Below are 11986 nucleotides of genomic sequence, written 5' to 3' on the forward strand. Positions count from 1 at the left end.
GCATTGGCGATCGCCCGTAAGCATTTTTCGGAGTCTTCCCCGCAAGCCGCAGCTTTTGAGCAGAGCGTTCCGTCGTTGGCTGAAACGAGTTCAAACGAAATTTTGGAACAGCAACCCGTCGGCGAAATCGCGGCGCCTGCGACCCAAAAGTTCGAACTGCACGTCGAAAGCTGGCCGGCAAAATTCATTCGACCCTGGCGTATTCGCATCCGACGGTGAGCGTCCAAGCGACCCGCGCTCCGATAGCTCCGGGAGGTTTGCTTCAACGACGCGAGAGGGCTAAGAGACGCTGGCCGCTCCGGAATCGAACGGAGCAATCAAGGGATACGAATTTTAAGGATGCGAATTCTCTGCACGAATGACGACGGCATCCACGCCCCCGGTCTCAAGATTGTCGAGCAGATCGCGCGTGCGCTGTCCGACGATGTGTGGGTAGTAGCGCCGGAGCTTGACCAGTCCGGCGTTTCGCATTCGCTGTCGCTGAACGACCCCTTGCGTTTGCGCGAAGTCGGCCCGCGCCATTTTGCGATCCGTGGGACTCCGACCGATTGCGTGATCATGGGAGCCCGTCACATCCTTGGCGACACCATGCCGGACCTGGTGCTCTCAGGCGTCAACAAAGGTCGCAACGTCGCAGAGGACGTGGTCTATTCCGGCACCATCGCCGGCGCCTTGGAAGGCACGATCTTGGGATTGCCGTCGTTTGCGCTCTCGCAGGAGTTCAGCGTAGAGACCCGCAATGCACCGCTGTGGGACACGGCGCTGAAATTCGGGCCGACGATCTTGCGCAAGGTCCTCGACGCCGGCGTCCCGAAGAACACTGTCATCAACGTCAATTTTCCGGCCTGCGCACCCGAGGAAGTTGCCGGTGTACGCGTGACCCGGCAGGGCAAGCGCAATCTCGGATTTCTCAAGGTCGACCAGCGTCGGGACGGTCGCGGCAATCCGTATTTCTGGATCGGGTTTGAGCGGCTGGCTCAAGCCGATGCGCCGGCCGAGGGCACCGACCTCTGGGCGCTCGCCGCGCGTTATGTCTCGGTGACTCCGCTACGGCTCGACCGAACCGATGATGAGTTTTCGGAAGCGCTGACTTCCACGCTGAAGTAACAACGAAGCCGCGCTAGACCGTCGCACCCTTCAACGTGCTGTCGATCAGTCGCGCTAGCGTTTCGAGTTGGAATGGCTTCTGAAGCGCGGGACGATCGCGATATTCCTCTGGAAGACCGGACGAGCCATAGCCGGTGGCGAAAATAAACGGCCGGTTGCGCGCCTGGATCAACTCGGCAACGGGTGAGATCACCTTTCCATTGACGTTGACGTCGAGAATGGCCAGATCGAACTCGGTATTTTGGGCGAGCCGGATGGCTTCGTTGATCTCGCCGGCCTCGGCCGCGATGCTGTAGCCGAGTTCCTCCAGCATGTCGGCGACCATCATCCTGATCATGACCTCGTCTTCTACTAGGAAGACCGAACCGCCCGGCGGCCGCGCTGCAGTCATGATGATGTCCTTGCCCGTCCCGGATCGGAGGATCGCAAAAAACGAGAGCCCGCGCAATGTGAACGTATAAAGCAGCACGCTCTATTGCGCGGCGCAAAGCAGGATTAATTGCCCGGCTCACAACGCCAAGGTATCAAGGCAGGTTCCGCGCCGGGAACCTCGATTCGCGAAAATGTTTTCTCCGCGCTCGAGGCCGCTTCGTGTCACGCTAGACCCTCCTTGGAAGGTACGATTAGAGGGAGCGACATGCCCGCAGTTCAAGATCCGCCAGAAAAGATGATGTTTCAGCTTACGCTTCGGCGTCGCGGGATCAGCGATCAGGCGGTGCTTCGCGCCATGGAGGAGGTCCCGCGCGAGGCCTTCGTCCAGCCGGCTGATCGCGCCGACGCGTACCGCGACAGTGCCTTGAGCATTGATTGCGGGCAAACCATCAGCCAGCCGTTCGTGGTCGCGTACATGACAGAGCAGTTGCAGCTTCGTAGGCATCATCGGGTGCTCGAGATCGGCACCGGTTCAGGTTACCAGGCCGCGATACTGTCGCGGCTTTGCAGTCATGTGCTGACGATCGAGCGTTACCGTACCCTCGCCGATAGTGCCCGGGCACGGCTTACGGAACTGGGCTGCGATAACGTCGAGGTGTTGCTCGGAGATGGCTTCGACGTGCCGGCGAGCGCCGGGACTTTCGACCGCGTCCTCATTACCGCCGCGATGGAGCAGATCCCCGAGACGCTCGCGCAGCGGCTTGAGCCCGCGGGCATCCTGATCGCTCCGGTCGGTCCGCGTCACGGTATCCAGAGACTGGTTCGCCTGACCAGGACTGATGTCGGATTGGATCGCAAGGAGCTGGTCGACGTACGGTTCGTGCCCGCGCTGCCCGGTATTGCCCGCGAGCTTTGACGACCCGCTCTAAAGAGCTTTTGGGGCCTGTCTTGATCGGCCTCGACAGCTCAGTGCATTGACCGAGAAGCGACGAATTGCAGGGACTTCGCAGGGTTAAGTGCTTGTTTACTGGGGAGGTGTTTACTCAAAAGCCAGTTAGTTGCGTACGAGTGAGTAACCATGTCCCGGACCATCGAGTTGCTGCGCTCGCGCCGCGTACCGCACGTCGCGTTACTGGCGCTGACCTCGTTTGCCTTCGCGGGCTGCAGCGCCGACATGTCGACGCGCATGTCGCAAAATGGGTTTTCGAATCCCTTCGCCTCGCAATCTGAAGCCACCGGCTCGGTGCCAGCGCCAGCAGTCGAACGGCGCGAACTTCCGCAATATTCCCGGCCGCAACCGCAATATCAGGCGCGCGCGTTGCAACCGCCGATCGCAGCACCGCAATCCAGTCCCATTGTCAGCGGCGGCGTGTCGGGAGGAGGGCACGGGCTCGCATCCTATGCTCCGCCCGCGCATCGGATTGAGACGACCAGCACTGTGCCGGCCCGCCCGGTCGTGGCCGCGCACGTTGCGCCGCACGGCGACATCAGGGTCATCGTCGGTACCACCGACACAATCGATATTTTGGCGCGCCGCTATAATGTTTCGACGGCCGCAATCCTGCAGGCCAACGGCTACAGGGGTCCGCGCGCGCTGTCGCCGGGCCAGCAGCTGATCATCCCGCGATCAACCGTTGCCGCTCCCGTAGCAGCTCCGCCGGTTGCCAGCGCGGCATCCTCGGTTCACGTCGTCAACCCGGGCGAAGGCTTGCTCAGCATCGCCCATCGCAATCATGTCTCACTTTCCGAGCTTGCGAGGCTGAACGGTCTCGATCCCCACGCGAAACTCAAAGTGGGCACCAGACTGACCGTGCCCGGTGCGCGGAATGCGGCGGCTGCTGCGCCCGCACCGGTTCCGGTCGCCGTTGCTCAACCGGTCCAGACCTTGGCGGCCCCGGCTACGAAAATGGCCGCACTTTCACCGGTACCCGCCCAAAGCGTGCGACTGGCTCAGGCGACAACCAAGGTGGATGAGCCTTCGGTGGAGGCGCCCGGCAAAGTGGCTGAAGCGACGGGGGCATTGCCGACGTTCCGATGGCCAGTGCGCGGCAAAGTGATTACCAGCTATGGCGCAAAGACCAACGGCAAGTCGAATGACGGCATCAATCTGGCGGTACCAGAGGGAACGCCCGTGAAAGCGGCGGAAGATGGCGTCGTGGCCTATTCAGGAAACGAGCTCAAGGGTTACGGCAACCTCGTCCTGATCCGGCACGCCAATGGTTACGTCACCGCATATGCCCATGCGAGTGAACTGCTGGTGAAGCGCGGCGACACCATCAAGCGCGGCCAGGTCATTGCCAAATCAGGCCAGTCGGGCGAGGTGGGTTCGCCGCAGCTTCACTTCGAGATCCGCAAGGGATCGAACCCAGTGGACCCGCTTCAATTCCTCAACGGCGCGTGAGCTGCGCCGATCGGGCATCTCGCCCCTTCGATGGTCGATCAGTTATCGCCCTTGACCGGCCAACTTTCAGCTGAGATAGGCCCGTTCTTCCTGCATTTGCAGAGAGGCAGGTATTTTGGTTCTTCGCTCCATTCGCGCCAGCTTTCCTGTGTGTAAAGTGCGGACGCGCCAAATGGACTGATCAGTCGCACCCTATAAAGCTCCGGATACACTTTGAGCGGCGATTTCGCCGCGTCGTGGAGGTGTAAAGATGATCAGGGGAGGTTGCGCTTGCGGTGGCATCCGCTTCGAAATCGACGAAGTCCGATCTTTGACCCATTGCCATTGCGTAATTTGTCGAAAGTTGACCGGCGCGGCATTTGCGACCTATGCCCATGTCGATTCCGATAAGTTCCGGCTCATTTCTGGCGAAGAGTTGACGGAAAAGTTCGAATCCGCCGCCGGCAGTTTCCGTAATTTCTGCAGAGTCTGCGGCTCAAGTGCACCGGGTAAAGCTCCTTATCTTCCGACTGTGAGCATCCCTGCCGGTTTACTCGATGATGATCCCGGAGTTCGCCCTCTGGTGCACGTGTTCACCAGCTCGAAGGCTACTTGGTGGGATATTGCCGACGATCTGCCAAAGCATGAAAAGTGGGTCCCGGGCTTCGAACCCAAACGGCTGACCTGAGGTGGATGCTTTGACTTGCCACGCCGGTTTACGCTTTCGCTGCCACCGGTCTCGTCCCTGCTGCACCCTCCTCCTCTCACGTCCGAGGAGGTCAGGTTGCCTCTGACAATCCGTGTGGCAACGATTGAGGATTTATCCGGCCTCTCCGATCTGTGTTTCAGATCTAAAGCCGTTTGGGGCTATGACGAGGAATTCATGGAAGCGTGTCGCCGAGAGTTATCGTTTGAACCGCGCGAATTGGAGTTGACAAGCATCGGAGTTGCCGAACGCGACGGCAAGCCAATCGGCGTTGCGCAGGTAAATATCATCAACGACGAAGCTAATTTAATGAAACTATTCGTCGAGCCGGGCGCGCTTCACAGGGGCGCTGGCAAAGCGTTGCTTGTTTGGGCCACCGACGTTGCCAAAAAACTGGGTGCCACCCGACTAACAATCGATGCCGATCCCGATGCGGCTCCCTTTTATCGCAAAATGGGAGCTTACGATGTCGGCCAAGCGCCCTCTGGCTCGGTGCCGGGAAGGATGTTGCCTAAACTAGCAATGAACCTTTGATCTGCCGGCTAGGCTCAGCTTCAAACCTGCGTTTCGGGTTCTCCCCGCCGTGAAACGTCTAAGAAAACCGTAGCTACTTCGCCGCGAGCCTTACGCCCAGCCGTCCGGCCAGCTCCTGCGTGAATTGCCAGGCTACGCGGCCAGAACGCGAGCCGCGTGTGGTCGACCACTCCAGGGCCTCGCGCTCAAGTTCCTCCTCGGCGATCTTGATGCCGAAGTGACCGCAATATCCTTTCACCATGGCGAGATATTCGTCCTGGCTGCAGCGGTGAAAGCCGAGCCAGAGACCGAAGCGGTCCGACAGTGAAACCTTCTCCTCCACGGCGTCACCGGGGTTGATAGCCGTCGAGCGCTCGTTTTCGATCATGTCGCGCGCCAGCAGATGCCGGCGATTGGAAGTCGCGTACAGAATTACGTTATCGGGCCGACCCTCGATCCCGCCCTCCAGCACCGCCTTGAGCGATTTGTATGAGGCGTCGTCGCCGTCAAACGACAGGTCATCGCAAAACACTATGAAATGGAAATCGGATGAGCGCAGCAGGTCCATCAGTGCAGGCAGGCTCTCAATGTCCTCGCGATGAATCTCGATCAATTTCAATCGCTCTGCCGACTTGCGGCTGAGATTGATGCTCGCATGCGCTGCCTTGACCAGCGATGACTTCCCCATTCCCCGCGCGCCCCAGAGCAAGGCGTTGTTGGCGGGCAGGCCCTCTGCGAACCGTTGGGTGTTCTCGATCAGGATGTCGCGCATTCGGTCGATTCCCTTGAGCAGGTCGAGATCGACGCGGCTGACGCGTGGCACCGGCGCCAGCCGCCCATTGGGGTGCCAGACGAAGGCATCGGCGTCGCGAAGTGAATCGATTTCCGGGACGGGCGAGGCCGCCGACAGATGGGCAGCTATTTTCTCCAGAGCCTGCGCGATCCGCTCGTCGGTGTTGTTGTTTCGTCGGGAAGACGGACGTTTCGCCGCAGCCGGGGCTAATTTGGTGGAGGCCGCGCTCGACTTCGCGCGAATGCCTGTATGCCGGGGCTTTTTTGACATTTCGGGACTTCCTGACGAAGCACCCATATCGGGCCTTGAAAGACGCCGCAAGCGGCGCAAATGAGGGTGTGGCGGCGTTGCAATTGGGACCGTGGCCGCTATAGTCCGCGCGAATTTGCCCGACCGACCGACGCGTGACGTGTTGGCGGTCGATTCCCGTTTCACGAGGATTGTTCGAATGCTGACTACACCTGCGTTTGCCCAGGCTGCGGCAGGCGGCGATACCAACAGCATGTTGATGTCGCTGCTGCCGTTCGCGCTGATCTTCGTGATCATGTATTTCCTGATTTTGCGGCCGCAGCAAAAAAAGGTGAAGGACCACGCCGAACTCGTGAAGAACATTCGCCGAGGCGACACGGTGGTGACCTCAGGCGGCCTGGTCGGCAAGGTGACAAAGGTTGTCGACGACGATCAGATCGAGTTCGAAATCTCGGACGGCGTCCGGGTGCGGCAAATGCGCCAGATGATTTCAGGGGTGCGCGCCAAGGGCGAGCCGGCGAAGGAAAAGGCTGAAATTGCAAAGGACGAGACGTCCGCGAGCTAGCCGAAGCGCCGCATTTCCCTGGATGACGGGTCAAGTCGATGTTGTATTTCACGCGGTGGAAGGCGCTGGCGATCATATTGACGGCGCTGGTGGTGTGCCTTTGCGCCGTTCCGAATTTCTTCCCCGAGGCAACGGTCAAGGGTTGGCCGGCCTGGGCGCAGCGGCGAATGGTGCTGGGGCTCGATCTGCAGGGCGGCTCCTACCTTCTGCTTGAAGTCGATTCCAATTACGTCAAGAAAGAGAAACTCGACCAGGTGCGCGATGATGTGCGCCGGACGTTGCGCGAAGCCAGGATCGGCTACACCGGCCTCGTCACCCGTCCGGACAGTGTCGAGGTCCGGGTCAAGGATAGCGATCTGCAAAACGCGCTGACAAAATTGCGCGAGCTATCGCAGCCGCTCGGAGGATTGCTCGGATCCAGCGGACAACGGAGCCTCCAGATTACCGATGCCGGCGGCGGCCTGATCAGGCTGACGGTCACTCAGGCGGCCATCACCGAGCGGATACGGCAGACCATCGAGCAATCGATTCAGATCGTCGAGCGCCGGGTGAACCAGCTCGGCACGGTTGAACCGCTGATCCAGCGTCAGGGCACGGACCGCATTCTGGTGCAGGTTCCGGGACTGCAGGACCCGAGCCGCCTGAAGGAATTGTTGGGCAAGACCGCTAAGATGGAATTCCGCATGGTCGATACGACTGTGCCGCCGGATCAGGCGCAACAGGGCAAGATACCGCCGGATTCCGAAGTGCTGATGAGTTCGACCTCACCGAAGATTCCCTATGTTATCAAGAAGCAGGTCCTCGTCTCCGGTGGTGATTTGACTGACGCCCAGCCTGGGTTCGACCAACGCTCGGGCGAGCCGATCGTCAGCTTCCGTTTCAACACCTCCGGCGCGCGCAAATTCGCGCAGGCAACTTCAGAAAATGTCGGGCAGCCCTTCGCGATCGTGCTGGACAACGAAGTCATTTCCGCTCCTGTCATTCGCGAACCCATCACCGGCGGCTCCGGACAGATATCCGGGAACTTTACGGTGCAGCAAGCCAACGATCTGGCGATCCTGTTGCGGGCCGGCGCTCTGCCGGCACCGCTGACGGTGATCGAGGAGCGCACTGTCGGCCCCGGGCTCGGCCAGGACTCCATCGAAAAAGGTGAACTCGCCGCCTATGTGGGTTCGATCATGGTGATCGTATTCATGCTCGTCACCTATCGGTTGTTCGGTGTCTTCGCCAACGTCGCGGTCGCCATCAACGTCGCGATGATTTTCGGCCTGCTGTCGCTGCTGAATGCGACGCTGACGTTGCCGGGAATCGCCGGAATCGTGCTGACTGTGGGTATCGCGGTCGATTCCAACGTTTTGATTTACGAGCGCATCCGCGAAGAGTTGCGCGGTGGTCGCAACGCGATTTCGGCTATTGATGCAGGCTTCAAACGCGCTCTCTCGACCATCCTGGACTCCAACATCACCACCTTCATCGCTGCCGCGGTGCTATTCTATATTGGCACCGGCCCGGTGCGCGGCTTCGCCGTGACGCTCGGCATCGGCATCATCACCACGGTTTTCACCGCGTTTACGCTTACCCGTCTGATAGTGGCGGGCTGGGTACGCTGGAAACGGCCGCAAGGCGTGCCGATCTAGCATGGGCCCGAAAGTGGATACCGGTTTCGGAGTAGCAGATCATGCCTCCCCATGAAAAAGCAGCGACGAACATGATCCGCCGTAGCTGGATCGGCTTCGCGCGAGAAGTGCGGAGCGCGCCGTGACACATTGGGTTCTGATCGGACTGGGCGTTCTTATTGTCGCGTTGACGGTCGTCAGTTGCTTCGGCTGGTTGCCATCACTTCGGATCGTGCCGGATAACACGCACTTTGACTTTACTCGTTTCCGCCGTATCAGCTTTCCGATTTCAGCGGCGCTCTCGATCTTCGCGATCACGCTGTTCTTCACGCATGGGCTGAACTTCGGTATCGACTTCAAGGGCGGTACGCTGATGGAGGTCCGGTCCAAATCGGGTGCGGTCGACATCGCGAAGATGCGCGCCACGCTCGGCGGCCTCGGATTGGGTGACATCCAGCTGCAGCAATTCGGCGGGCCGGACGAAGTGCTGATCAGGGTTGCCGAGCAGCCGGGAGGCGATGCCGCGCAACAGGAAGCCGTGCAGAAAGTGCGTGGCGCTCTCGGTGACGCTGTTGAGTACCGGCGGGTAGAAGTGGTCGGTCCTCGAGTTTCCGGTGAATTGCTGGCCTAAGGCATGCTCGGACTGATGCTCGCGATCTTTGCGATCCTGATCTATCTCTGGTTCCGGTTCGAATGGCAGTTCGCGCTCGGTGCGATGATCGCGAACGTTCACGACATCGTGCTGACGATCGGCTTTATGTCGATTTCGCAAGTTGATTTCGACCTCACCAGTATTGCCGCGCTATTGACGATTCTGGGATATTCGCTCAACGACACCGTCGTGATTTACGATCGTATCCGCGAAATGCTGCGTCGTTACAAGAAAATGCCGATGCCGCAATTGCTCAATGAATCCATCAACTCAACACTGTCCCGCTCGATCATTACTCACGTGACGGTGACGCTGGCGCTATTGGCGCTGTTGTTGTTTGGCGGCAACGCGATCCACAGCTTTACCGCGGTCATGATGTTCGGTGTCGTGCTGGTGGGCACGTATACTTCGATCTTCATCGCGGCCCCAATCCTGATCTATCTCGGCGTCGGCATCCATCGGGCCGACGCGCCGGAAAAACCGTCGAAGAAATAATCATGGCGAGCCGCTCGGACGCGCCGCATCTTCCGAGGTCCGCCCCGATCGAGGCCTACGGCAATGGCGGTTTCGCGTTTGCCGAGATGTCCCATCGCGGCTCTTTGCTGTGTCTCCCGGATGCGATGTGGGCATGGCCGGTCACGCGGCCCGAGGACATCGATAAGCGCTCATTGGAACGCGTATTCGACGCGGCCAACAGCATCGATACGTTAATAGTTGGCAGCGGCACCGGTGTGTGGCGGCCGCCGTCCGATCTTCGTCAAGCCTTGCGCGCGGTCAGCATCGTGGTCGACGCCATGCAAACCGGACCTGCGATTCGTACCTACAACATCATGATCGGCGAGCGGCGTCGCGTCGCCGCAGCGCTGATCGCAGTGCCATGAGTCGCGCCGACGCGGCCAGCGAGGCTGCCGAATTTTGCGCCGATTTGGTGCGCAATCACGATTTTGGCCGTTACGCGTCGAGCTTGTTTCTACCGGCTCGGCAGCGCCGCGCCGTGCTGGCGCTCTATGCGTTCAATGTCGAGATTTCGCGTGTGAGGGAAATGGTAAGCCAGCCGCTGCCCGGCGAGATACGGCTGCAATGGTGGACGGACATGCTTGCTGGCACTAGCCATGGCGGAATTGAAGGCAATCCGGTCGCGGCCGAACTCAATTTTGTCATTCAGCAGTGGGAGTTGCCGGTCGAGCGGCTGTCCCGCCTGGTCGATGAGCACCAGTTCGACCTCTACAACGATCCGATGCCCACCATGGCGGCGCTCGAAAGCTATCTCAACGATACCGTCTGCACGTTGTTCGCGCTTGCCGCGGAAATCACCGGGTGGCAAATCCCCGAAATTGAGCACCTTGCAAGGCACGCTGGCTTAGCCCAAGGCATGGCGCGTGTCGTAAGCGTGTTCCCGCTGGATAGCTCGCGGCGTCAGTTATTCCTGCCGCTGCAGCTGTTGGAGCGGCAAGCCAGCAGCATGGAGGATGCGTTTTCCGGAAAGGAAAACCCGAAGGTCAGAGCGGCACTGGATGATTTGCTCGGCAATGCCCGGGTTCACCTCGACGCGGCATTGACGCTGCTTGAGAGCATGCCGCCGGAAGTGAGGCCGGCGTTCCTGCCGCTGGCGCTGGTCGCGCGCGACCTGCGGCGGATGTCACGCGCGGATGCCAATCTGTTCACGCCGTCGACCACCTCGCGGCTTCGGACGCTGTGGACATTGTGGCGCGCGTCGCGGTCGGAATTGTTCGCATAACGCCGCACGGGGCCATCACAATCGTGCTCTGGCTCGCGTATCAGGTCGAGCGCCTCGCCAAATCGGCGGTCTCGAAATTAAAGCGGTCGCGTAGATTCTTGCGGGCTTCAAGAATGTCCTTCAGGAACGCCCGGTCAGTGTCGCTTCTCATCATCGGCTCGATCAGGTCGATCTGATTCATCGCGACAAGTTAGAGGATCTCGATCCGAGGCGTGCCAGCCGCGTCGCGTGGCAGGGCTTGAACCACCTGGATATGTTCGGGCGGTTTCGGGCCATTTGAGGCGGTGAGTTCGCTGCGCAATTGCATTTCCAATGTGACGCGATCTGCCTCGACAAATGCGTACAACCCGACGCCGCTGCGCCGATCGGCGAAGGCGACGATCGCGGCGTCCCGGACATCGGGATTCTTTCTGATCAGGTCAATCAATACCGGCGCGTCGTTGACCAATCGACGGCCGCCGCCTTCTCGATCGGTGAAGTTGAACAGCCCGCGAGTGACAGCGCGGTAAACCTTTTTTCCGGTTTTCAGCCAGACCCGCGCGACCAACGATTTGCGCGCCAATATCTTGCGCTCGCTCGGCGTCAACGCATTCGGCGCGTAGGTGCGCTTATGCTTGAGCAGATGCCTGAGATCCTCATAAGCCGCAATCCGGAACAGTCGGCCGCGCGTCTCGAAGCAGGCGGCGAGTTGGAAATCAGTGAGGTACGCCTGACCATCGCTGCCGCGCAACCAGTTCTGTTCCTTTGCAAGATCGTTATGGCAGATGCCCGCGCGGTGCAGCGTCCGGAGCGCTTTCTTCGCGGAACGGAAATAACTGACATCGTCCGAAGGTTTTGCGAGATGCAGCGCCACGCCGTCGATGAATCCGCGCACCAAAGCCGAGCGTCCGGCCCAAAGCAATTCCGGCCCGACGTTCAGACCCCGCGCTTTGGCAAGGGCACGACGCTCGCGCCCGAACAGATGGCGCGCGGGGATATAGGACCACCAGGGTACGTAATCGAGACGCCGCAGTACCGCACTGACCTCGGCGACTTGCGCCTCACCGCTGCGAAACCGGCCGCGCTCGACCGTGGAGAACACGTCCCGCTTCAGCAGCACGCCCTCGGTCCATCGCTCCGACAAGACAGCGGCGTCGTCTTTTGGCAATTTCATCAGCCGCTCATGCCGCCGCAGCGATGTTCAGGTTGTCGGCGATCCACCGATCGAGATCGGCCAAAGCGCGAGCGCTGATGGCTTGCCTCTTTGCAACGGCCTTTTCGCTGCCGGGCAGGCGCGTGCCGTCCGGTTTTCTGGT

The 11986-nt window shown here is 60.2% G+C and carries 12 protein-coding genes and 2 pseudogenes; 11 read left to right on the top strand and 3 right to left on the bottom strand.

Translation table 11 applies throughout. The features are described 5' to 3' along the window. Positions 1-219: hypothetical protein (locus VJV58_RS05275; protein WP_324136288.1), on the top strand; the 219-nt coding region annotated here is incomplete at its 5' end. 120 nt (positions 220-339) lie between these two features. Then, positions 340-1107 carry a 5'/3'-nucleotidase SurE gene (surE, locus tag VJV58_RS05280; RefSeq protein ID WP_324136289.1) on the top strand — a complete coding sequence of 256 codons (768 nt, stop codon included), beginning with the start codon at positions 340-342 and terminating at the stop codon, positions 1105-1107. Positions 1108-1120: 13 nt separating this feature from the next. Here the strand turns inward: surE and VJV58_RS05285 are convergent, their stop codons facing one another. Next, positions 1121-1498 (bottom strand): response regulator, encoded by a 378-nt coding sequence (locus tag VJV58_RS05285; RefSeq protein WP_324136290.1) that lies wholly within the window; start codon positions 1496-1498, stop codon positions 1121-1123. Between the two features lie 246 nt (positions 1499-1744). Between VJV58_RS05285 and VJV58_RS05290 the strand changes: the two genes are divergently transcribed. The 4 genes from VJV58_RS05290 (at position 1745) to VJV58_RS05305 (ending at position 5099) form a co-directional block, all read left to right on the top strand. After that, entirely contained in the window at positions 1745-2395 is a 651-nt protein-coding gene (locus VJV58_RS05290) for a protein-L-isoaspartate(D-aspartate) O-methyltransferase (protein ID WP_324136291.1), read from the top strand. 162 nt (positions 2396-2557) lie between these two features. Beyond that, positions 2558-3880 (top strand): LysM peptidoglycan-binding domain-containing M23 family metallopeptidase, encoded by a 1323-nt coding sequence (locus VJV58_RS05295; protein WP_324136292.1) that lies wholly within the window; start codon positions 2558-2560, stop codon positions 3878-3880. 250 nt (positions 3881-4130) lie between these two features. Then, entirely contained in the window at positions 4131-4547 is a 417-nt protein-coding gene (locus VJV58_RS05300; protein WP_324136293.1) for a GFA family protein, read from the top strand. Positions 4548-4643: 96 nt separating this feature from the next. Next, a complete protein-coding gene (locus tag VJV58_RS05305) occupies positions 4644-5099 on the top strand; it encodes a GNAT family N-acetyltransferase (RefSeq protein ID WP_324136294.1) in 456 nt (151 codons plus the stop codon). Positions 5100-5172: 73 nt separating this feature from the next. Here the strand turns inward: VJV58_RS05305 and VJV58_RS05310 are convergent, their stop codons facing one another. After that, positions 5173-6141 carry an ATP-binding protein gene (locus VJV58_RS05310; RefSeq protein WP_324136295.1) on the bottom strand — a complete coding sequence of 323 codons (969 nt, stop codon included), beginning with the start codon at positions 6139-6141 and terminating at the stop codon, positions 5173-5175. A gap of 178 nt (positions 6142-6319) precedes the next feature. On the opposite strand from VJV58_RS05310, the gene yajC reads away from it, so the two are divergent. The 5 genes and pseudogenes from yajC (at position 6320) to VJV58_RS05335 (ending at position 10691) form a co-directional block, all read left to right on the top strand. Beyond that, positions 6320-6685 carry a preprotein translocase subunit YajC gene (gene yajC, locus VJV58_RS05315; protein WP_324136296.1) on the top strand — a complete coding sequence of 122 codons (366 nt, stop codon included), beginning with the start codon at positions 6320-6322 and terminating at the stop codon, positions 6683-6685. A 38-nt stretch (positions 6686-6723) separates the two neighbouring features. Next, the gene (gene secD, locus VJV58_RS05320; RefSeq protein WP_324136297.1) at positions 6724-8322 is read left to right on the top strand and encodes a protein translocase subunit SecD; all 1599 of its coding nucleotides are present in this window, start codon (positions 6724-6726) and stop codon (positions 8320-8322) included. Positions 8323-8443: 121 nt separating this feature from the next. After that, a pseudogene (gene secF / locus VJV58_RS05325) lies at positions 8444-9448 on the top strand (protein translocase subunit SecF). A 2-nt stretch (positions 9449-9450) separates the two neighbouring features. Next, positions 9451-9834: an Mth938-like domain-containing protein gene (locus tag VJV58_RS05330; RefSeq protein WP_324136298.1), complete on the top strand. Its 384-nt coding sequence runs from the start codon at positions 9451-9453 to the stop codon at positions 9832-9834. Further along, complete coding sequence (locus VJV58_RS05335) at positions 9831-10691, top strand: phytoene/squalene synthase family protein (protein ID WP_324136299.1); 861 nt, start codon at positions 9831-9833, stop codon at positions 10689-10691. The genes VJV58_RS05330 and VJV58_RS05335 overlap by 4 nt, the downstream gene beginning before the upstream one ends. A 40-nt stretch (positions 10692-10731) precedes the next feature. Here VJV58_RS05335 and VJV58_RS05340 read toward each other — a convergent pair. Next, a pseudogene (locus tag VJV58_RS05340) lies at positions 10732-11844 on the bottom strand (serine/threonine protein kinase). Between the last annotated feature and the right edge of the window lie 142 nt (positions 11845-11986).

The sequence above is a fragment of the Bradyrhizobium sp. genome (assembly GCF_035273305.1).
In the GTDB taxonomy this organism is placed as follows: domain Bacteria; phylum Pseudomonadota; class Alphaproteobacteria; order Rhizobiales; family Xanthobacteraceae; genus Bradyrhizobium.

What these genes read in the sequence shown, in the direction of transcription:
- surE (WP_324136289.1), top strand. Translation starts at nt 340, where the DNA reads ATGCGAATTCTCTGCACGAATGACGACGGCATCCACGCCCCCGGTCTC.
- VJV58_RS05285 (WP_324136290.1), bottom strand. Translation starts at nt 1,498, where the DNA reads ATGACTGCAGCGCGGCCGCCGGGCGGTTCGGTCTTCCTAGTAGAAGAC.
- VJV58_RS05290 (WP_324136291.1), top strand. Translation starts at nt 1,745, where the DNA reads ATGCCCGCAGTTCAAGATCCGCCAGAAAAGATGATGTTTCAGCTTACG.
- VJV58_RS05295 (WP_324136292.1), top strand. Translation starts at nt 2,558, where the DNA reads ATGTCCCGGACCATCGAGTTGCTGCGCTCGCGCCGCGTACCGCACGTC.
- VJV58_RS05300 (WP_324136293.1), top strand. Translation starts at nt 4,131, where the DNA reads ATGATCAGGGGAGGTTGCGCTTGCGGTGGCATCCGCTTCGAAATCGAC.
- VJV58_RS05310 (WP_324136295.1), bottom strand. Translation starts at nt 6,141, where the DNA reads ATGTCAAAAAAGCCCCGGCATACAGGCATTCGCGCGAAGTCGAGCGCG.
- yajC (WP_324136296.1), top strand. Translation starts at nt 6,320, where the DNA reads ATGCTGACTACACCTGCGTTTGCCCAGGCTGCGGCAGGCGGCGATACC.
- secD (WP_324136297.1), top strand. Translation starts at nt 6,724, where the DNA reads ATGTTGTATTTCACGCGGTGGAAGGCGCTGGCGATCATATTGACGGCG.
- VJV58_RS05330 (WP_324136298.1), top strand. Translation starts at nt 9,451, where the DNA reads ATGGCGAGCCGCTCGGACGCGCCGCATCTTCCGAGGTCCGCCCCGATC.
- VJV58_RS05335 (WP_324136299.1), top strand. Translation starts at nt 9,831, where the DNA reads ATGAGTCGCGCCGACGCGGCCAGCGAGGCTGCCGAATTTTGCGCCGAT.